This is a genomic window from Ruegeria sp. BE3 (assembly GCF_056538865.1).
The window spans coordinates 119749-140278 of sequence record NZ_JBQFTW010000002.1 but is presented as its reverse complement, the minus strand read 5'-3'; the positions used below and the strand labels follow the sequence as shown (position 1 = coordinate 140278).

General features: G+C 59.1%; 22 protein-coding genes. 9 read left to right on the top strand and 13 right to left on the bottom strand.

Features of this window, described 5'->3' with window-relative positions:
- Window positions 1-91: 91 nt before the first annotated feature.
- Complete coding sequence (locus ACR0AZ_RS08090; protein WP_480471090.1) at window positions 92-1267, bottom strand: acetyl-CoA C-acyltransferase family protein; 1176 nt, start codon at window positions 1265-1267, stop codon at window positions 92-94.
- A gap of 112 nt (window positions 1268-1379) precedes the next feature.
- On the opposite strand from ACR0AZ_RS08090, the gene ACR0AZ_RS08085 reads away from it, so the two are divergent.
- The 6 genes from ACR0AZ_RS08085 to ACR0AZ_RS08060 all read left to right on the top strand — a co-directional run bounded on the left by ACR0AZ_RS08085 (window position 1380) and on the right by ACR0AZ_RS08060 (window position 7008).
- The gene (locus ACR0AZ_RS08085; protein ID WP_480471091.1) at window positions 1380-1943 is read left to right on the top strand and encodes a helix-turn-helix domain-containing protein; all 564 of its coding nucleotides are present in this window, start codon (window positions 1380-1382) and stop codon (window positions 1941-1943) included.
- A 109-nt stretch (window positions 1944-2052) separates the two neighbouring features.
- On the top strand, window positions 2053-3240 hold the full coding sequence (locus tag ACR0AZ_RS08080; RefSeq protein WP_480471092.1) for a glycine C-acetyltransferase: 1188 nt from the start codon (window positions 2053-2055) through the stop codon (window positions 3238-3240).
- Window positions 3237-4187 (top strand): PLP-dependent cysteine synthase family protein, encoded by a 951-nt coding sequence (locus tag ACR0AZ_RS08075; protein WP_480471093.1) that lies wholly within the window; start codon window positions 3237-3239, stop codon window positions 4185-4187. Before ACR0AZ_RS08080 ends, ACR0AZ_RS08075 begins: the two co-directional genes overlap by 4 nt.
- 19 nt (window positions 4188-4206) lie before the next feature.
- Window positions 4207-5235 carry an L-threonine 3-dehydrogenase gene (gene tdh, locus ACR0AZ_RS08070; RefSeq protein WP_480471930.1) on the top strand — a complete coding sequence of 343 codons (1029 nt, stop codon included), beginning with the start codon at window positions 4207-4209 and terminating at the stop codon, window positions 5233-5235.
- A 63-nt stretch (window positions 5236-5298) separates the two neighbouring features.
- Window positions 5299-6174 carry a tryptophan 2,3-dioxygenase gene (locus tag ACR0AZ_RS08065; RefSeq protein ID WP_480471094.1) on the top strand — a complete coding sequence of 292 codons (876 nt, stop codon included), beginning with the start codon at window positions 5299-5301 and terminating at the stop codon, window positions 6172-6174.
- A gap of 3 nt (window positions 6175-6177) precedes the next feature.
- A complete protein-coding gene (locus tag ACR0AZ_RS08060; RefSeq protein ID WP_480471095.1) occupies window positions 6178-7008 on the top strand; it encodes an alpha/beta hydrolase in 831 nt (276 codons plus the stop codon).
- A gap of 61 nt (window positions 7009-7069) precedes the next feature.
- On the opposite strand, the gene infB is transcribed toward ACR0AZ_RS08060, so the two are convergent.
- From infB to pip, 6 genes are all read right to left on the bottom strand, one after another.
- Window positions 7070-9544: a translation initiation factor IF-2 gene (gene infB, locus ACR0AZ_RS08055; protein ID WP_480471096.1), complete on the bottom strand. Its 2475-nt coding sequence runs from the start codon at window positions 9542-9544 to the stop codon at window positions 7070-7072.
- Window positions 9545-9552: 8 nt separating this feature from the next.
- The gene (locus tag ACR0AZ_RS08050) at window positions 9553-10176 is read right to left on the bottom strand and encodes an RNA-binding protein (protein WP_170395356.1); all 624 of its coding nucleotides are present in this window, start codon (window positions 10174-10176) and stop codon (window positions 9553-9555) included.
- Between the two features lie 22 nt (window positions 10177-10198).
- Window positions 10199-11812: a transcription termination factor NusA gene (nusA, locus tag ACR0AZ_RS08045; RefSeq protein WP_480667192.1), complete on the bottom strand. Its 1614-nt coding sequence runs from the start codon at window positions 11810-11812 to the stop codon at window positions 10199-10201.
- Window positions 11812-12402 (bottom strand): ribosome maturation factor RimP, encoded by a 591-nt coding sequence (gene rimP, locus ACR0AZ_RS08040; protein ID WP_480471098.1) that lies wholly within the window; start codon window positions 12400-12402, stop codon window positions 11812-11814. Before rimP ends, nusA begins: the two co-directional genes overlap by 1 nt.
- 160 nt (window positions 12403-12562) lie before the next feature.
- Window positions 12563-13375: an ABC transporter substrate-binding protein gene (locus ACR0AZ_RS08035; protein ID WP_480471099.1), complete on the bottom strand. Its 813-nt coding sequence runs from the start codon at window positions 13373-13375 to the stop codon at window positions 12563-12565.
- Complete coding sequence (gene pip, locus ACR0AZ_RS08030; protein ID WP_480667191.1) at window positions 13372-14349, bottom strand: prolyl aminopeptidase; 978 nt, start codon at window positions 14347-14349, stop codon at window positions 13372-13374. Before pip ends, ACR0AZ_RS08035 begins: the two co-directional genes overlap by 4 nt.
- A gap of 48 nt (window positions 14350-14397) precedes the next feature.
- Here pip and ubiG point away from each other — a divergent pair, with 48 nt between their 5' ends.
- Window positions 14398-15147, top strand: a complete 750-nt coding sequence (ubiG, locus tag ACR0AZ_RS08025; RefSeq protein WP_480471101.1) for a bifunctional 2-polyprenyl-6-hydroxyphenol methylase/3-demethylubiquinol 3-O-methyltransferase UbiG — start codon at window positions 14398-14400, stop codon at window positions 15145-15147.
- An 88-nt stretch (window positions 15148-15235) separates the two neighbouring features.
- On the opposite strand, the gene ACR0AZ_RS08020 is transcribed toward ubiG, so the two are convergent.
- The 5 genes from ACR0AZ_RS08020 to ACR0AZ_RS08000 form a co-directional block, all read right to left on the bottom strand.
- Window positions 15236-15832 (bottom strand): imm11 family protein, encoded by a 597-nt coding sequence (locus ACR0AZ_RS08020; RefSeq protein ID WP_480471102.1) that lies wholly within the window; start codon window positions 15830-15832, stop codon window positions 15236-15238.
- Window positions 15833-15941: 109 nt separating this feature from the next.
- The gene (locus tag ACR0AZ_RS08015; RefSeq protein WP_170327795.1) at window positions 15942-16382 is read right to left on the bottom strand and encodes a MarR family winged helix-turn-helix transcriptional regulator; all 441 of its coding nucleotides are present in this window, start codon (window positions 16380-16382) and stop codon (window positions 15942-15944) included.
- A 14-nt stretch (window positions 16383-16396) separates the two neighbouring features.
- Window positions 16397-17227, bottom strand: coding sequence for a carbon-nitrogen hydrolase family protein (locus ACR0AZ_RS08010; protein WP_480667190.1), 831 nt, complete (start codon window positions 17225-17227; stop codon window positions 16397-16399).
- Window positions 17227-17484, bottom strand: a complete 258-nt coding sequence (gene grxC, locus ACR0AZ_RS08005; protein WP_480471104.1) for a glutaredoxin 3 — start codon at window positions 17482-17484, stop codon at window positions 17227-17229. Before grxC ends, ACR0AZ_RS08010 begins: the two co-directional genes overlap by 1 nt.
- A gap of 37 nt (window positions 17485-17521) precedes the next feature.
- Window positions 17522-18286: a double zinc ribbon domain-containing protein gene (locus ACR0AZ_RS08000; protein WP_480471105.1), complete on the bottom strand. Its 765-nt coding sequence runs from the start codon at window positions 18284-18286 to the stop codon at window positions 17522-17524.
- On the opposite strand from ACR0AZ_RS08000, the gene ACR0AZ_RS07995 reads away from it, so the two are divergent.
- Both ACR0AZ_RS07995 and hemH read left to right on the top strand, forming a co-directional pair.
- Window positions 18267-19097, top strand: a complete 831-nt coding sequence (locus ACR0AZ_RS07995) for a methyltransferase domain-containing protein (protein WP_480471106.1) — start codon at window positions 18267-18269, stop codon at window positions 19095-19097. The two genes, ACR0AZ_RS08000 and ACR0AZ_RS07995, sit on opposite strands and share 20 nt — an antisense overlap.
- A 56-nt stretch (window positions 19098-19153) precedes the next feature.
- The gene (gene hemH, locus ACR0AZ_RS07990; RefSeq protein ID WP_480667189.1) at window positions 19154-20203 is read left to right on the top strand and encodes a ferrochelatase; all 1050 of its coding nucleotides are present in this window, start codon (window positions 19154-19156) and stop codon (window positions 20201-20203) included.
- Between the two features lie 82 nt (window positions 20204-20285).
- Here hemH and ACR0AZ_RS07985 read toward each other — a convergent pair whose 3' ends face one another.
- Window positions 20286-20468 carry a hypothetical protein gene (locus tag ACR0AZ_RS07985; RefSeq protein ID WP_005979327.1) on the bottom strand — a complete coding sequence of 61 codons (183 nt, stop codon included), beginning with the start codon at window positions 20466-20468 and terminating at the stop codon, window positions 20286-20288.
- Window positions 20469-20530 lie beyond the last annotated feature (62 nt).

Below are 20530 nucleotides of genomic sequence, written 5' to 3'. Positions count from 1 at the left end.
ATCCGCCTTCTTCATCTGGCTAAAAATATCTTCGGGGGGAATCGCGCCCAAGCGCGATGGGGGGCAGACAGCCCCCCTGCCCGACCCAACGTCAGAGCCGCTCTATGGCAATAGCAATCCCCTGACCACCACCGATACACATGGTGATCAGGCCTTTTGAACCACCCGTGCGCTCCAACTCATACAGAGCTTTCAGCGTAATGATCGCACCGGTTGCGCCCACCGGATGGCCCAATGCAATCGCACCGCCATTCGGGTTGACCTTCGCGGCATCCAGCCCCAGCTCTTTGTTCACCGCCAGCGCTTGGGCTGCAAAGGCCTCGTTGCTTTCGATCACGTCAAAGTCGCTCACCGACAAACCGGTTTTGGCCATCAGGTTCTGCACCGCCGGGACCGGACCGATCCCCATAACCTCGGGCCGAACACCCGCATGGGCATAACCCAGAATCCGCGCCTTCGGTTTCAAACCGGCTTTCTCAGCCGCATCTGCTGTGGCCAGAACCATCGCCGCTGCACCGTCATTGATGCCCGAGGCGTTCCCCGCCGTCACGCGGCCCTCTTTCTTAAAGACCGGGCGCAGGCCAGCCAGTACTTCGGCCGTGGTTGCCTTGGGATGCTCGTCCACCTTGAAGTCGACCATGTCGCGCCTGACCTTGACCTGAACCGGGGCGATCTGGGTTTCGAAATATCCGGCCTCTATCGCCGCCGCAGCGCGACTCTGGCTGACAACCGCAAACTCATCCATCTGTTCGCGCGTGATCTGGTGTTCATCTGCGACGTTTTCCGCGGTCACGCCCATATGCCCAGTGCCGAAGGGACAGTTCAGCGCGCCCAGCATCATGTCCAGCGAGGTGATGTCGCCCATCTTCGCACCCCAACGCGATTGGGGTACGATATAAGGGCTCCGCGACATGCTCTCGGCCCCGCCTGCTACAGCGAAATCTGCATCACCCAGCATCAGCGATTGCACAGCCGAGACTATCGCCTGTGCTCCGGAACCACACAGACGGTTCACATTCATCGCTGGCGTGCCATTTGGAATTCCGGCCTGCATGGCAGCAACCCGAGACAGATACATGTCACGCGGTTCGGTATTGATCACGTGACCAAAAACAACATGACCAACCTGCGCGCCTTCGACACCCGAACGCTCCAGTGCCGCTTCTGTTGCGACAGTTGCCAGATCGATCGGCGCTGTTGATGCCAAAGCGCCACCAAATGTGCCTATGGCCGTACGCGCACCATCCAGAATCACTACGTCAGTCATGTTCTCTCCTCCAAAATCCTGCGCATTATGCACTTGCAGCATGATCTTCATATTAGACTCTCTGTCACGCCCGGAATTGACATTACGTTGCGCAACACGCATGGATTCCGTCATGACGGAAAATACAGACGATATCCTGAACCGCCTGCCCGCCCGACTGAAAGAGGCGCGCCGAGCCAAGGGTTTGTCTTTGGAGGCTGTTGCCAATCTAAGCGGCGTCTCCCGCTCCATGGTCAGCCAGATCGAGCGTGGCGAAAGCAGCCCAACCATCTCGACTCTTTGGAATCTGACCCGCGCTCTGCAGGTTGATTTCGCGGGATTGCTTGAGGAAACCAAGACAAGTGATCAGATCGAGACCCTCAGAAAATCGGAAGTGCCCAGCATCGACAACATGGGCGAGAAATGCCGGATTCGCATCCTCTCTCCGCCGGAAGAAGCAGGCGGGCACGAGGTCTACGATATACAACTTCAAGCGGGTGGAAGCCTGAACAGCCAACCCCATGCGCGGGGCGCGCGCGAACAGCTGACCGTGTTGGAAGGCGCGGTCCGCGTCACCTCGGGCACCGCTGTCAGCGATCTGCAACAAGGGGACACCGCTCGGTATGCTGCCGATATCGCGCATTCCATCGCCGCCGATGGTCCGGCCCGGGTTTTCCTGATTGTAAAGAACGCCTGACTTGGCGAAATTCCGCCTTCACGGAAATTTTTCCTTGATACTGTAATTCCCCTATTTGGGAAATTTGTCCGCTATGTTAGACGTGCGACTCAGTTAAACGGAGGTCGCCATGGCTGATTCATTCCTGTCCCATATCTCGGATACACTCGCACAGATTGAGGCTGAGGGTCTCTACAAGCGCGAACGAATGATCACCTCGCCTCAGGGTGGTGAGATTACGGTGGGCGACAAACGGGTCATCAACCTATGCGCCAACAACTATCTGGGTCTCGCCGATCATCCCGCGCTGATCGACGCCGCCAAAGCGACGATGGAGCCGAAAGGGTTCGGCATGGCCTCGGTCCGGTTCATCTGCGGCACACAGGATATTCACCGTGAGTTGGAACAGAAGCTGGCCAGGTTCCTGAACAAGGACGACGCGATCCTGTTCGCCGCCTGTTTCGATGCCAACGGAGGACTGTTTGAGCCCTTGTTAGGGCCTGAAGACGCCATCATCTCGGACAGCCTGAACCATGCCTCGATCATCGACGGGGTGCGTCTGTGCAAGGCGAAACGCTATCGCTACCTGAACAACGACATGAACGACCTCGAAGCCTGGCTGAAACAGGCGCGCGAAGACGGGGCGCGGCACATCATGATCGCCACTGACGGTGTGTTTTCAATGGACGGTTATCTGGCCAACCTGCCGAAAATCCGCGAACTGGCCGACAAATATGATGCAATCGTCATGGTCGATGACTGCCACGCGACGGGCTTCATGGGGCCAAACGGTGCGGGTACACCAGACCATTTCGGCGTCGATGTGGACATTCTGACAGGAACTTTGGGCAAGGCACTTGGGGGGGCAATCGGCGGTTATATCGCCGGGCCGCAGCCAGTGATCGACCTGCTGCGGCAGCGGGCGCGGCCCTATCTGTTCTCAAACTCGCTGCCGCCATCCATCGTTGCTGCCGGGCTCGAAGCGATCCGTCTGGTTGAAGAGGGAGACATGCTGCGCGCCCAGCTGTTCGGCAACGCCAGATACTGGCGCGCTGGTTTGGAGAAACTGGGCTTCGACCTGTTGCCCGGTGAGCATCCGATCATCCCGGTGATGCTGGGCGAAGCAACTCTGGCGCAAGAAATGGCGTCGCGGTTGTTTGATGAAAGGGTCTATGTCTCAGGCTTCTTCTTCCCGGTCGTTCCGCGCGGTCAGGCCCGGATAAGAACGCAGATGAACGCCGCCCTGACCCGGGATGAGTTGGATCGCGCGCTTGCCGCCTTTGGAAAAGTTGGCAAAGAGTTAGGAGTGATTTCGTGATCCTGCCTTCTGTCATTGACGCAATCGGGAACACGCCTCTGGTCGACCTGAAACGCGTATGCAAGAAACTGGATCTGGACGGGCGCATTCTGGCCAAGCTGGACTATCTGCTGCCCGGATTCTCCAAGAAGGATCGCGCCGCAAAGTCGATTATTGAGTTGGCCCGCGCAGACGGAACTCTGACACCTGGGCAAACGGTTGTCGAGCTGACTTCGGGCAATATGGGCACCGGTCTGGCCATTGTCTGCGGCATTCTTGGTCATCCGTTCATCGCTGTGATGAGTGCTGGAAACTCGGTCGAACGCGCCCGCATGATGCGGGCACTGGGGGCCGAAGTTGTTATCGTTCCGCAAGCCGAAGGCAGTAGGCCCGGCGAAGTCTCGGGTGCCGATCTGGCACTGGTGGACGAGGCGGCGCAGCGTATCACGATCGAACGCCGCGCCTTTCGAGCCGATCAATTCGGTCATTCCGGCAACCCCACGGCCCATGCCACCGGAACCGGACCCGAAATATGGGTACAGTCAGACGGGGCTGTAACAGCATTCTGTGACTTCGCAGGGTCCGGCGGAACTTTGGCCGGAGCCGCGGAGTACCTTACGCCTCGCGGTGTCCGATGCTATGTAGTCGAACCTGCCGGAGCGCGCGCGTTGGCGGGGGCAACGGTAGACATTCCAGATCACCCCATCCAGGGCGGAGGCTACGCGATGGCCGATCTGACTCATTTACGTGCAACAACGCTTGCTGGTCACCTGTCGGTTTCCGGGGACGCCGCGCGGGACTGCGCCCGACTTCTGGCCCGGACCGAGGGCATTTTTGCGGGCTACTCAGCTGGTGCAAACCTTGCTGCGGCCGTCGAACTGCTACGCGGACCGGAAAAGGGCGGCTGCGTCGCCATCGTCATGTGTGACAGCGGCCTGAAATACCTGTCCACCGATTTGTGGGAGTGAGCCTATGAGATCCAACACTATGAAAGCGCTGGAGAAATCCAAGCCAGAGGAAGGTTTGTGGATGGTGCAGGCTCCGGTCCCGGAAATCGGCCCGGACGAGGTTCTGATCCGCATCAATAAAACCGGCATCTGCGGCACCGACATACATATCTGGAACTGGGATGAATGGGCCTCGCACACGGTGCCCGTCCCGATGATCACCGGTCACGAATTCGCCGGAGAGATTGTCGAGATCGGGCGCAATGTGACTGGTCTGGAAATCGGTCAGCGCTGCTCGGGCGAGGGGCATCTGATCACCACCGACAGCCGTCAGAGCCGCGCGGGCAAGTTTCATCTCGACCCTGGTACGCGGGGGATTGGGGTCAATGAACAGGGTGCCTTCGCGCAATACCTGAAACTGCCTGCCTTCAATGTCGTCCCCCTGCCCGACGATGTGCCCGATGAAATTGGGGCGATCCTCGATCCGCTGGGCAATGCCGTGCACACCGCGCTCAGCTTCGATCTTCTGGGCGAAGACGTGCTGATAACGGGTGCAGGTCCTATCGGCATCATGGCCGCTGCAGTCGTGCGGCATGCGGGGGCACGGCATGTCGTGATTACCGATATCAACCCCGATCGCCTGACATTGGCCCAGCATGTTGTGCCAACCCTGCGCACCGTCAATGTCTCGAAAGAGGATTTGCAGGACGTGATTGCCGAACTGGGCATGTCACAAGGCTTTGACGTGGGGCTGGAGATGTCCGGCTCGCAAGCGGCGTTGGACCAGATGGTCGAGGCTTTGGTGATGGGCGGCAAGATCGCATTGCTGGGGATTCCCCCCGGGAAATCTCCGGTCGATTGGTCGCGGATCGTGTTCAAGGCCATAACGATCAAGGGTGTCTATGGCCGCGAGATGTTCGAGACCTGGTACAAGATGATCGCCATGCTGCAAAACGGGCTGGACGTGAGCCGGGTGATCACTCACCGGTTCTCGGTCGATGATTTTGCCCAGGGTTTTGCGGCGATGAAGTCCGGTCAGTCGGGCAAGGTGGTTCTCGACTGGATCTAACGCTCTGGAACCGCGCGGGTTTTGTCCCTAAACAAGGGTGAACCCGCGCGTTTGGAGGAGCACATGGGCGATAAGGACAGGTATCTGGAACGAGGGATCGAAGAGTCTTTGGTCACCGACTTCACAGAAACTCACCGCAAAAGCTACGGCGATTTTCTGCAGCTCAAGACACTGCTGAATCTGCAAAAAACCTTTCAGGACCCCGCCCAACCCGACGAGATGCTGTTTATCATCATCCATCAGGTCAGCGAGCTGTGGCTGAAACTGATGCACCACCAACTCGTCGAAGTACGCCGGTTCCTGCAGCAGGATGCGTTTGGTCCGGCGATGAAGAACCTCGACCGGGTGAAAGCGATCCAGCGGCAATTGATCGCGTCGTGGGAAACACTACTGACCATGACGCCCGCCGATTACATGACGTTTCGGCAGGCTTTGGGCAGTTCTTCGGGTTTCCAAAGCTATGGGTATCGCCAGATTGAGTTCATTCTGGGCAACAAGGATGCCTCGACTCTGAAAGTGCACGCACATGACCCCGAAGTCATGGAGATGCTGAACGCAGCGCTCACCAAGCCGTCGCTCTATGACGAAGTATTACACATGCTGGCCCGGCAGGGATTTGACGTGCCCCGGGACCTGATCGAGCGGGATTATGGACAGCCATATTCCGGCGATCCACGCGTCGTGAAAATCTGGGTCGAGGTGTTCCGCAACACCGACAAACACTGGGATCTCTACGCTCTGGCCGAAAAGCTGATGGATGTGGAATCCCTGTTCCAGCGTTGGCGGTTCGACCATGCAACGGCAGTTGAGCGCGTGATCGGCATGCAGCCCGGAACGGGTGGTTCCAGCGGTGTGGCCTTTCTGCGCAAGGCGCTGGAACTACGGTTCTTCCATGATCTCTACGATGTACGGACCGAACTGATGTATGCGGGGGATTAAGCCATGCTGTATCGCGGTTTCACCCAGGCCGAGCTTGAGCAGGAATATTCCCCCAGCTCTATGGTCGGCGGCGATCTGACGCCTTATCTGACCAGCTATTCGGCACTCAGCGCGCAGGCGCGGGCCGAGATGATGGTTCGGGAAAACATCTCCTATGGTGATGGCCCAGAGCAGGTTCTGGATTTCTTCCCGGCCCCCGGCGCAGATGCGCCTTTGCATGTCTTCATCCATGGTGGCTACTGGCAAGCGCTCAGCCAACGCGAGTCGGCTCTGATGGCTCCAGTATTGCATGAGAACGGGCAAGCATTTGCCACTTTGAATTACACGCTCGCTCCTGAAGCCCGTTTGGGGCAGATGGTCAACGAATGCCGTGATGCATTGCTATGGCTTGGATCGCAGGCTGAATCGCTGGGCTTTGATCCATCAAACATCATTCTATCGGGCCACAGTGCTGGCGCCCATCTGGCGGCAATGGTTATGGCGACCTCTTCCAGCGCGTTTGCCCAAGCGGGTCTGCGGGTGCGCAATGTTATTCTGATCAGCGGAGTGTACGACCTCGAACCGATCAGTCTGACTTCGGTGAATGATCCCCTGCAACTGACCAAGGTCGAGATCCACGACCTCTCCCCTTGCCTGAACCTACCCGCACCGGGGCCGCGCTACAGAGTGACGGTAGCGGAACGGGACACGCCCGAATTCATCCGCCAAAGCCGAGAGTACGCAGAGCTACTGCGCAAGGCAGGGCATTCGATCAGTTTCGATCTGCAACGGGGCAAGCATCATTTCGACATCATCATGCCCTCGGGAACGTTTCTGTCGTCGCGCGCCGAATGATACTCAAACGAAAACAGCGGCCCGAATGGGCCGCTGCTTCGTGTTTCAATACTGAACCGGATCAATCCAGCGTGCGGGTAACCTCTTCGCGCTCGAAAATCTCGATCACGTCACCCTGACGGATGTCGTCATAGTTCTCGAACGCCATACCGCATTCCTGACCCGACTGAACTTCGGCCACTTCGTCCTTGAAGCGCTTCAGCGTCTTCAGCGTGCCTTCGTGGATAACCACGTTGTCGCGCAGCAGGCGGACGCCTGCGGAACGGCGCGCCACACCTTCGGTAACCAAACAGCCGGCAACCTTGCCGACGCCGGTGACCTTGAAGACTTCGCGGATCTCGGCATAACCGATGAACTTCTCGCGAATCTCGGCGCTTAGCAGGCCGGATGCGGCGGCTTTCACGTCATCCACGAGGTCATAGATCACCGAATAGTAGCGGATTTCCACACCCTTCTGGTTCGCCGTGTTCCGGGCAGATGCGTTGGCACGGACGTTAAAGCCCATGACCGGTGCGCCCGAGGCTTCGGCCAGACCGACATCTGTCTCAGTGATCGCACCCACGCCCGAGTGCAGAACGCGCACGCGCACTTCGTCGTTGCCGATTTTTTCCATCGCCTGAACGATGGCTTCGGCTGAACCCTGCACGTCGGCTTTGACGAGGATCGGCAGCTCGGCCACGTTCTCGTCTTCCTTGGCCTTCTGCATCAGCTGCTCAAGGGTGGTCGCGGCACCAGCGGCGGCGCGTTTGTCCTTGGCGGCCTGTTCACGATAGGCGGCGATTTCACGGGCCTGTGCTTCGGTCTCGGTCACGTTCAGAACGTCGCCCGCTTCGGGCGTACCATTCAGACCCAGAACCTCGACCGGAACCGACGGACCGGCTTCCTTCACACGGTCGCCCTTGTCGTTGATCAGCGCACGGACCTTACCGTACTGCTCACCCACAACAAAGATATCGCCCTGACGCAGCGTACCGGTCTGAACCAGAACGGTGGCGACGGGACCACGGCCCACATCCAGCTGCGCCTCGATCACGGCACCTTGGGCGGCGCGGTCGGGGTTGGCTTTCAGTTCCAGAATCTCGGCCTGCAGCGCGATGGCCTCCAGCAGTTCATCCAGACCCTGACCGGTCATGGCCGAGACCTCAACGTCCTGAACCTCACCCGACATCTTCTCGACGATCACTTCGTGCTGCAACAGATCGGTGCGCACTTTGTCCGGGTTGGCTTCGGGCTTGTCGATCTTGTTGATCGCCACGATCATCGGCACTTCGGCCGCTTTCGCGTGGTTGATCGCCTCGATCGTCTGCGGCATCACCGCGTCATCCGCGGCAACAACCAGAACCACGATATCCGTCACCTGAGCACCGCGTGAGCGCATCGAAGTAAAGGCCGCGTGGCCCGGCGTATCCAGGAAGGTCAGCGTGGTGCCGCCATCGGTTTTCACCTGATAGGCGCCGATATGCTGGGTGATACCCCCGGCTTCGCCAGCCACAACCCGCGCATCGCGGATTGCGTCCAGCAAAGAGGTCTTACCGTGGTCAACGTGACCCATAATGGTAATGACCGGCGGACGTGGCTTCAGATCTTCGTCGCTGTCTTCGACCTCTTTGATGACGTCTTCAACATCCGAATCAGAGACGCGCGTGACCTTGTGGCCGAACTCTTCGATGATCAGTTCAGCTGTATCAGCGTCGATGGTCTGATTCTGCGTGACCATCATGCCCATCTGCATCAGCGATTTGACAACGTCAGCCACACGCTCGGCCATACGGTTGGCCAGTTCCGAGACCATGATCGCCTCGGGCAACTGCACGTCGCGGATCACCTTTTCCCGCTCGACCGGGCCGCCCATGGCTTTCTGACGCGCACGTTCCTGCTTACGCTTCATCGCTGCCATTGAGCGTTGGCGGTTGCCTTCGCCACCTGTGGCCTGACCCAGCGTCAGCTTGCCCGAGCGGCGGTTGTCATCACGACCCTTGCCACGACCACGCTGTTCGCGTTCGCGATCCTGCTTACGCGGCGCGGCAGAAGGCGCAGGCTTGTTCGCCGGACCACGGGCCGGCTTTGCCTCTTCCGGCGGCGGCGCTGCGGCAGCGCGCTTGGCGGCTTCTTCCGCCTCCTTGCGCTTGCGCTCTTCCTCTTCGGCCTTGGCACGTGCTTTTTCTTCAGCCTCGCGCTGCTCGCGCTCTTTGGCTTCCTGTTCAGCCCGGCGGCGTGCGCGTTCTTCCTCGCGTGCCTTTTCCTCGGCCTCGCGGGCTGCGGCCTCTTCGGCCTCACGCGCCTTGGCGGCTTGCAACGCCTTCATACGGCGCGCCATTTCCGCATCGGAAATACCCGCCGGACGACGCGAAGGATCACCCGAGGGTGCCGCACCACCACTTGGTTTGGTCGCGCCCGGCTTGGGAACGACCACGCGTTTGCGTTTGGTCTCCACCACGACATTCTTGGTGCGTCCGTGGCTGAAACTCTGTTTCACATTTCCGGGGCGCGCCCCGCCACGAAGACCCAATGTCTTTTTGCCGTCACTATCGCTCATAAAGCTTCTTACCCTTCCGAGCGGCCCTTGCCGCCGTCATCCTTTTCGCGCAAGCCACGCAGGCGCTGCGCTTCCTCTACAACACGTTTGGCGAGTCCGCCAGAGGCCAAGGCCGCATGAATCACGGTTTGGCGCCCAAATGCCGCCCCAAGCTCATCCGCAGTCAGCCAGCCGATGTATTTCCCGAAATGCGGCGTACTGAGTTTCGACTTGCCGCGTCCCGATCCATCAGACGCCTGAATCAGCACCTGGGCCTCTTCCCGGTCCAGCCAAGACTTGACCTTTTCATACCCGGCGACCGCATCTCCGGATTTGCGCGCCAGACTGATCAGTTCGATCACACGACGCGCCACCTGTTTCTCGACCTCATCGGTCAGGTCCTTGGCGGCACTCACCTGCGCCTTAAACCCGCGCGAGAACAGTTTCTTGTTCACCGCCTTGTCCAGCGCCGCGCGATCCGCCGCCACGTAAACCCCACGCCCCGGCAATTTCGCCGCGACATCGGGAAAGACCTGACCATCCGGCCCCGTCACAAAGCGGATCAAGCCATATTTGGGCTGAACCTCGCCCGTGGCGATGCACTTGCGTTCAGGGCCTTCCGACCGATCCTTATGGACGCCACCGCGACCCATGTCAGCCACCCGAGGCCTGAGATCAGGCCTCGACCTCCTCATCTGTTGCTTCACCGTCTTCTTCGGCCTGCTCCAGCTCGGCCGGATCGACCCAACCCAGCATGATGCGCGCGGTCATGACCAGATCCTGCGCCTCTTCCAGCGTCACGCCGAAGGGCTCCAGTACACCATCATCCTTGATGCGTTCGCCATCGACCGTAGTCCAGCCACCGGCCAGTTCCCAGTCGGCGCAGGTTGCGAAGTCTTCCAGAGTCTTCACATCATCCTTGGCCAGCGCCTCTACCATCTGGGGTGTCAGGCCCTCGAATTCAATAAGACTGTCCTCGGCACCCAGCGCACGGGCTGCATCCAGCGCCGCCTTGGCCTGAGCTTCCAGGAATTCGCGCGCACGGGTCTGCAGTTCCTGCGCGGTGCCTTCGTCCACACCGTCGATCACCAGCAGTTCGTCGATTTCAACGTATGCCACTTCTTCGAGGTTGGAGAAGCCTTCGGAAACCAGCAGCTGAGCAAAGAATTCGTCCAGATCGAGCGTTTCCATGAACAGCTGAGTACGGGCCTCGAATTCCTTCTGACGGCGCGCCGATTCTTCGGCTTCGGTCATGATGTCGATATCCAGACCGGTCAGCTGGCTCGCCAGACGCACGTTCTGACCGCGACGACCGATAGCCAGCGACAGCTGTTCCTCGGGAACCACAACTTCGATCTTGCCGGCTTCTTCGTCCAGAACCACTTTGGAAACTTCTGCAGGCTGCAGCGCGTTTACCAGGAAAGTCGGTTGATCTTCGTTCCACGGGATGATGTCAATCTTTTCACCCTGCAGCTCGTTGACAACGGCCTGCACACGGCTGCCGCGCATACCAACGCAAGCGCCGACGGGATCAATCGAACCGTCATAAGAGATCACGGCAATCTTGGCGCGCGAACCGGGGTCACGGGCCACGGCCTTGACCTCGATGATGCCGTCATAGATTTCTGGCACTTCCATCTTGAACAGCTCAGCCATGAATTCCGGCGCGGTGCGCGACAGGAAGATCTGGTGGCCACGCACTTCGCGGCGCACTTCCTTGATATAGGCACGCACACGGTCATTCGGGCGATAGCTTTCGCGGCCGATCTTGTCGTTGCGGCGCAGAACGGCTTCGGCACCGCCCAGATCGACGATGACATTGCCAAACTCTTCACGCTTGACCGCACCGTTGATGATGGTGCCCGCGCGATCCTTGAATTCTTCGTACTGACGGTCGCGTTCCGCTTCACGCACCTTCTGCAGGATCACCTGCTTGGCGGATTGCGCCGCGATACGACCCATTTCAACCGGCGGAACTTCTTCCACGAAGACGTCACCAACCTCGGGCGCTTCCATGTACTGCTTCGCCTGCTCGACGGTCATCTCGGCCTGATAATTCTCAATCTCTTCATCCTCGACCACGGTGCGGACGCGGGTGAAGGTCGCCTTGCCAGTCTTGCGGTCGATCGACACGCGAATGTCCATCTCGGCGCCGTAACGGCTCTTGGCGGCACGGGCGAGCGATTCCTCCATCGCTTCGACAACCAGACCGGGGTCGATCATCTTTTCGCGGGCCACGGCCTCGGCGGTCTGCAGCAGCTCCAGCTGGTTGGCTGAGGTGATTGCCATCAGTTCGTCTCCTCTTCGGACCCTTCGGTCTCAATCTCGTCGAAAGCGTTTTCGTTCAGGGCACCGGCGTCTTTGCGCTGGCGCAGCATTTCCTTGATCAGATCATCGGTCAGGACCAGCTTGGCGTCGCTCAGCCAATCAAACTGCAGACCGATGGTGATCGTCTCATCCCCCTCGGGGATGTTGATCAGAACCTCATCCCCTTCGATCCCGGCCAACTCACCCTTAAAGCGGCGGCGACCATCGATCAGCTCGGCGGTCTCGATCTTGGCCTCATACCCTTCGAACGTCTCAAAATCCTTGAGACGGGTCAGCGGGCGGTCGATGCCGGGGCTGGACACTTCCAGCGTATAGGCGTCCAAAATGGGATCCTCGACGTCCAGCGTGGCGCTGATCGCGTTGGAAATCTCGGCGCAGTCATCCACTTCGATGCCGCCATCGGGCTTGTCGGCCATGATCTGCATCGTGGTGGTCTTGCCACTCATCAACCGAATGCGGACAAGCTCATACCCCAGATCCTCAATCACAGGGGTGATGATCTCGGCCAGTCGCCGGTCAATCGCTGCTTTGGCTATCAGGTCGTTTGTCATTCAGGTTCTCTACCCTGTCATCGGGCACAAAAAAACGGGCGCGCGGCCCGTCGAATTTTCCGGTGGAGCCCCGGACCAGAAGTCCAACGCGCCGCTGTTGCAACTGCATATACGCAGGAGTTTCCGAGTCTGCAACCCCCGGCGCAAATCGTGATCGGATTTACGCCAACCACCACCTTTCAGCGATGCGCCCATCGTCCAGAGTCGCCGGGCCGATCTGGCGCGGCATACCGACATGAGAGGCCACGGCCAGCGCCACATCGACCTCAGATGGATGAAACCGCAATCCGCGCTGCGCGATCAGATCCTCACCGGCAGGGAGCGCGGCAATGTCTACATATCCATCGCGTAACGCTTCGGCCCGCACCTTGGCGTCCGGGATCACAATGATCTCGATGGTATCGGCCCAGCCCGCCGATCCGGCCTTATAGTGATCTGTCACCCTACGTGCCAGAAAGTGGCGCCCATCCTCGGCGCGCTCAACCCGGTAGCATCCAGTACCGTTGGCCTGAGCCAATGGCGTCACACCACCTCGCGCAATGACAAACCGCGACTCGGCCAGCCAGAATGGCAGGCCCGGGTTGCCCTCGGCCAATTGCAGCTGCACACGATTAGGCGCGATGGCTTCGGTCTGCCCAATGTCATCCAGAACAGCTAGAACGTCGTTCACGTCCAGCTTGGTGCCATCGTGGAACACGGCATCGTCGCGCAGATCAAAGCTCCAGACCCGCGCATCAGCATCGGTCTGCCAGCCGGTCGCCAGCTCTCCACGCAGGGTACCATCGGGCGCGATCTCGGTCAGGCTGTCAAAGACAGCGCCCCGCGCCACCTGTTCCAGACTGTTGTCGCGCGGCACCGCCAGCCGCAACGTACCGCCCTGCTTCGGCGTATCGGCCAAAGATGCCCCCGTCGCCGCCAGCAAAGCGGCGGCGGCGCCGGAGGCGAATAATGCGCGACGGTCGATGCGAGTCATACCGTCCCCTCCGCCACGCCATCCATGATCCGAACCAGTTCGGCGCTGATCCCGGGTTCCGACAAAGCGTGACCGGCCTGCCGCACCATCTTCAGTTCGACATTGGGCCAGCGCTCGGAAAGGTTCCATGCAGCCTGCGGTGGGCAGATCATGTCATAACGTCCCTGAACGATGTGACCGGGAATATGGGCGATCCGATCCATCTGATCCAGAATTTGCCCGTCGTATTCAAGAAACGCTTTGTTGGTGAAATAGTGGTTCTCAAGCCGAGCAAAGGTCCGCGCATATTCGCCGGGGCTTTCCCCAACCGACCCATTGGTGTGGATCGATGCCAAAGCGTTTTCCCAATGCGACCAGGCGCGGGCATACAGGATCTCGGTCGCGCGATCGCCTGAAAACAAGCGCTTGTTGTAGGCCGCGATAGCGTCATCCACCTCTTGTTCAGGCAAGAGAGAGGTGAACTTGGCCCATTGTTCGGGCCAGAACTTGCCCGCGCCGCCGCCATAAAACCAATCCAGTTCGGCCTGCGTGGCCAGAAACACCCCGCGCAATACCAGCCGATTGACCCGATCCGGATGTGTTTGGGCATAGATCATCGCCAGGGTCGCGCCCCAACTACCGCCAAATACGATCCAGCCTTCGATGTCGAACAATTTGCGCAGACGCTCGATATCCGCCACCAGATGCCAGGTCGTGTTGTTTTCGACTGACGCGGTGGGCCGCGACCGGCCACACCCGCGCTGATCAAAGAGAATCACCCGATACACATCCGGGTTGAAATAACGCCGCATCGCGGGGCTGCAGCCACCGCCCGGCCCGCCATGCAGGATCACCACGGGTATCCCATTGGGATTACCGCATTGTTCCACATAAATACGGTGCCCATCGCCCATATCGACCACGCGCTGATCGAAGGGATCGATCGGCGGGTAAAGATATTGAACTGCGCGCTTTTGGTCCGGGTACTTATCCATTACGGCCCTATATAGTCCTTAAGCGTAAAAGAGCACACGGAGACAGGAATGCAAGCGCATCCGAACACGGTGGACCCGTCCGAGATCGCAAAATTCGAGGCGATGGCCGCAGAATGGTGGGACCCGCATGGGAAATTCAAACCTCTGCACATGCTGAATCCGTGTCGTCTGGATTATATCACACAGCAGATCGCAGGTGAGTTTGACCGTGATCTTAAAGTCGCGAAGCCATTCGAGGGCCTACGCCTTCTGGATATCGGCTGCGGCGGAGGGTTGCTGAGCGAGCCCATGGCGCGCCTTGGGGCCGAGGTCGTCGGCGCGGACGCCGCCGAGGGCAACCTGCCCGTCGCCCGCATCCACGCCGAGCAATCGGGTTTGCAGATCGACTACCGCCACACGACCGCCGAGGACATGGCCGCCGCGGGCGAGCAATTCGATGTGGTGCTGAACATGGAGGTAGTCGAACACGTCGCCGATCCGTTGGGTTTTCTGACCGCATCGCAGCACTTGCTGAGGCCGGGCGGGTTGCTGATCTGCTCAACCATCAACCGCAACCCGAAATCCTACGCGATGGCCATCTTCGGGGCCGAGGTCGTCATGCGCTGGCTGCCGCGCGGCACGCATGAGTGGAACAAGTTTATTACCCCCGACGAGCTGTTCGACCTGCTGCGCCAAGCCGGGCTGGAGCCGGTGGACCGCAAGGGATTCGTCTTCAACCCGATCCTGTGGAGCTGGTCGATCTCGGACCGGGATTTGAGCGTGAATTATGTGACGGCGAGTGTGAAACCGCGGTCGTAGATTGGGTGTTCGCACCTGTCATGCAAGCATCAATGAACGGGAGTGATGGGTGCAAGCACCCATCCTGCAATCGCTGGTCCATGCGCCACTAAGACAGATACCGGACGAAGGATTCGATTTTCTTAAAACCCTTGAAACCTCTATTCTCAGCAGCTTCTAAAAACGCGTCGGAAACACAAAAGCGGTCTCGCAAATAACAGTCGGCAAATACGTGGCGGTTCTTGATTTTGTCGTTGCACCAAACCAGCTTGGGCCAAGCCGAACTGCTGTAGAATCTAATCCTTCCTTTACGCGCGACTGGCTGGACATCAGACTCGTCGACGATGACTCCGTCGTCGATGAAGTCCGAGAACTTATGAAGAAAATACTCGTCCTTGATAACGCGCCCATCATCGCATTGCAGGACGACTGGGAAGTAAAGGCTGTGCCCCGGGTCCATTTCTTCGATCAAGTCGCGGAACGCTTGGCTGACAAGCACAACGCCCAAACTTCCGCCTCTCATAAAGTCCGTTAACTCTGTGTGCGATGAGGTTTGCTGAAAATCCAAAGGGTATTGATCTTCAGAAATTTCAAATGCCGGCATGTGAATTTTAGGAATCGATCTGTCAGCGCCGTTCGTTAGATCCCGCAACGCCCATGTCACATCTTCTTGGTCTGAAATACTCTCATGCAAAATCCATGGCATTCTTGCTCATCCCTAAACTCTCACCAGGCAGAATAATTTATCCCGTTCTTTGGACGAACATTGTCAATTGGTTGAATTCAATTGTCTGGCGCGGGGCTGCTTCCAAGCCTTACTCCCCCTCCAACTGCAACCGCAAATCCCGCAGCACGGGCAATGTACTACGCACCCGCTCCAGCCCAAGCTCTCCGACCACGCGGTTGATTAGCGGGGCAATCGAGGAAATCGCCTGATCCCGAGCCCTCCGACCGGCGGGGCTGATTGCCACCATCTTGCGGCGGGCGTCGTCCCAATCGGGGCGGATGTGGATGTATCCGGCCCATTCCAGCTTGGCCAAGGTGTTGGTCATCGCTCCGCGTGTGACGTGGAACGTGCTGGCCAGTTGGGCAGGCGTGCGCTCGTCTCCGACAAAGACCAGATGGTTCAGCACCGAAAAATGCGAGATTTCCATACCCTTGGGCAGCACCCGGCTCAGCCGGTTGCGCAACAGTTGGTCTGCAGTCAGAATCTCGCTGAACAGCGTGACCGCAAGGGCATTGTGTTCGTCAGTCATAGTCCGGTTCTGGATCAGGGCCCATCGAAGGGCCGCACGTGAGTCAATGAGGGCACGCGACGGCGCGCCTCCGTCACAGAACTATCATCCAAATCGAAAATGTGAATGCCCGGATCGGTACCTGCGTCGATCAGCACCTCCCCCCATGGGGCGACAACCATGCTGTGACCGTGGGTATAGCGCGTCTTGCCGCGCGTTTTCGGATGCTCTCCGGTCTGAGCCGGGGCGAGCACCCAACACCCGGTCTCAATCGCGCGCGCGCGCAGCAATGGTTCCCAATGCGCTGCACCGGTCACCGGAGAGAACGCAGCCGGGACGGTGAGAATTCGCGCGCCTTCCTGCGCAAGAGCAGCATGCAGATAGGGAAAGCGGATGTCGTAGCAGATCGTCAGGCCGACCTTGCCGAAATCGGTGTCAGCAATCACCGCTTTCTGGCCGGGGCGGTAGTTTTTCGATTCGCGGAAGGTCTCGGATTCGGTGACCTGCACGTCGAACATGTGAATCTTGTCATAACGCGCTACGATCTGCCCCTGCGGGTCAATCATAAAGGAGCGGTTCGCAAAGCGTTCATCAGCATCGTGAGTCTTAATGCCCAACGAACCGATCAGAAGCCAGACACCTAATTCAGCAGCCTGCGCACGCAGACCCGCCAGGGTAATGTCTTCTTCTTCATGCTGCAGAACCTCGCGCTGCCGCGTGGTGCTGGTGGACACGCAATTCGTCACCTCTGGCGTCAGAATGAAACGCGCGCCCTGATTGACCGCCTCGGCCATCATGGCGCGCACCATATCCAGATTTCCGGCCGGGTCGTCCGACGAAGTGATCTGCAGCAGAGCGGTTTTCATCAGGCCGCGAGCAGACGGTCCAGCTTGCCCTGACGCTCCAGCTCATAGAGGTCATCGCAACCGCCTACATGGGTCGTACCGATGAAGATCTGCGGCACAGTGCGTTTTCCACCCGCACGTTTGATCATCTCGGGCTTGCGTTTGGGGTGCATCAAGACATCGACCTCCTTGAACTCGACACCCTTCTGTTTCAGCAGACGCTTGGCCGCGTGGCAAAAGCCGCATAGCGGCGAGGTATAGATTTCTACCGGTTTCATATTCCGTCCCTTCGGGTTTCGCGCAATCTTGGGCGAATTAGGCATCCTTGGCAACGCGCGCCAGAGCCAACACGAAAATATGATTTGCCCCTGCGACCTGACACACACGGGTGCAGGCCGCCAGCGTCGCGCCAGAGGTCATGACATCATCAACCAGCAGGACGTCTCGCCTCTGCATATGCTGCAAACGCCGAGGATGGACTGAAATCGCGTCCTGCAGGATCTCTGCCCGCTCGTGCGCCGTTTTACCATCCAGTACCGGGGTGCGCCTGGTACGCCTAAGCAGGTCAGGCACGCAGTCCAGACCGACCTCACGCGCCAAATGCTGCGCCAACAGGGCAGATTGGTTGTAGCGTCGCTTCAGCAAGCGCGACCAATGCAGCGGCACGGGTGCGATCAGCATGTCAGACCGCAACAGCTCACGCCCCGCCTGAGCCATCCAGCGCGCCGCAGGGCGCGCCAGTTCCGGTCGATCGCCGTGTTTCAGCGCCAAAATTAGTGATCGCGCTTTTCCCTGATAGAGTAGCGCCGCTCGCCCGGCTTGCCACGGCGGAGGCCGTTTCAGGCAATCGTCACATTCGATCCGGAACCCGTCACGATCGCCGACGACCGGTACGCCGCAGCTCTCGCAGACCGTGCCTCCGATGAAGGGCGTGTCCCGCCAGCAGGGGCCGCACAGGCCGAAATCGGTGTTCGTCAATGCGCCGCAGCCCATACAACGCGGTGGATAGATAAGTTGGATAGCGGTTTGAATCCGCTGCGCTATGCGATACTTGCGAGCTATGAAACTGCCCGAGTCCACTGCACCCTCTTTGTTTGACCGCGCCGCCATCCTGCAGCACCGCGCGCGCGCGCAGGATAACGCGCTGTTCCTGCACCGCGCTGCTGTTGATGAAGTGCAGGATCGGCTCTCCATGGTTAACAAAGCCTTTACGGCGCCCGCTATCGTGAGCCCATTTCCGCATCTCTGGTCTGATATTCTGCCTAGCGCGGTGGTTGTGGCAGATGAAGACACCCTGCCGCTGCAACCCGGCGCACATGATCTGGTGATCCACGCGATGGCGCTGCATTGCGCCAATGATCCGGTTGGGCAATTGATCCAATGCCATCGTGCGCTGAAGCCCGATGGACTGCTGCTGGTCGTATGTCTGGGTGGAGAAACCCTGCATCAATTGCGCGCAGCCCTTGGGCAAGCCGAGATTGAGATAACCGGCGGCCTCAGCCCGCGAATCGCGCCCATGGGCGAGCTACGCGATCTGGGAGGGCTGCTGCAGCGAGCCGGGCTGGCCTTACCCGTGGCGGATGCCGTCCCGCTGACGGCCGAATACCGGGATATCTGGCACCTGATGCGCGATCTCAGGGATATGGGTGAAACCAATGCGCTCAGCGGGCGGTTGAAACGCCCGACATCAAGTGCGGTGTTCGAGGCTGCGCAACGTATCTATGCGGATCACTTCGCCACCGCTTCGGGGCGGCTGGCCGCTACGTTTGAACTGGTGTGCCTGACCGGATGGTCGCCGGACGAAAGTCAGCCCAAACCCCTGCGCCAGGGATCGGCGCAAATGCGTCTGGCAGATGCGTTGAAGACGGAAGAGGGCAAACTGCCCGATTGACGGCTGGGCATTTCCCTTTATCTCAGGCCAGAACACGAAAACTCAGGAAGCTTCATATGTTTGACGCCACTCGCCCAACGCATGCACCGACCGATCATCCCAAGGTCAAAATGGGGCGTGTCGGCATTCTGCTGGCCAATCTGGGCACGCCAGACGATTACAGCTATTGGCCCATGCGTCGCTATCTGAACGAGTTTCTGTCGGACAAGCGGGTGATCGACTACCCAGCATGGAAATGGCAGCCGATCCTGCAGGGGATCATCCTGACCAAACGACCTTTCAGCTCGGGCGAAGCCTACAAGTCGATCTGGAACCACGACAAGGGCGAGAGCCCGTTGATGACGATCACCAAGGATCAAACCGCCAAGCTGCGCGCCGCGCTGCAAGAACGCTACGGCGATCAGGTGATGGTCGATTTTTGCATGCGTTACGGCAACCCTTCAACCCCCTCGAAGGTGCGCGAGATGGTGGCAGAGGGCTGCGACCGCATCCTCTTCTTTCCACTCTACCCTCAATATGCGGGCGCCACGACGGCGACCGCGAATGACCAGTTCTTCCGCGCTCTGATGGCCGAGGCCTGGCAACCGGCCAGCCGCACGGTGCCCGCATATTTCGACCAACCGGCCTATATCGACGCGCTGGCAGGCTCGGTCGAGCGCGCATATGCCGCCATGGAGACCAAGCCGGATATCCTTGTATGTTCCTACCACGGGATGCCGGAACGCTATCTGCAGCAGGGCGATCCCTATCACTGCCAATGCGTCAAAACTTCAAGACTGCTGAAAGAACGGCTCGGTTGGTCGGATGATCAGCTGGTCTCGACCTTCCAGTCGCGTTTTGGACCCGAGGAATGGCTGAAACCTTATACCGTAGATCACGTGGCTGATCTGGCGCGTCAGGGGAAGAAGAACATCGCTGTCATCGCACCCGCCTTCTCGGCCGATTGCATCGAGACGCTGGAAGAGATCAAGGAAGAGATCAAGGAAAGCTTTGAGGAAGCCGGAGGCCAATCGTTCACCTATATCCCCTGCCTTAACGACGAGGATGCGCATATCGCGGCACTGGGCAAAGTGATCGAAGACAATCTGCGCGGCTGGCTGGACTAACCGGCACTAAGCCGCGTCTTGCAGGCATGAAAAAAGGCGGAGGGACAACCCACCGCCTTTTCCCTGAGTTAATGCTCGTCGATTAGCCTGCGGCAACAGCTGCAGCAACAACAACCAGCAGGATCAGCGGCAGGATGATGCCCTGCGACGAACCCTGAGTTTCTTCGACAACAACAGGTGCTTCAACAACCGGCTCTTCCAGGTTGCCAGCATAAGCGGTCGAAGCAGCAGCAGTCAGAGCAGCGGCGAGAACGAGTTTCTTCATATTAACCTCCAGAATTTGCGCGATTCCCAATAGCGAAACCGCACATCTAAGACTTACCTCGT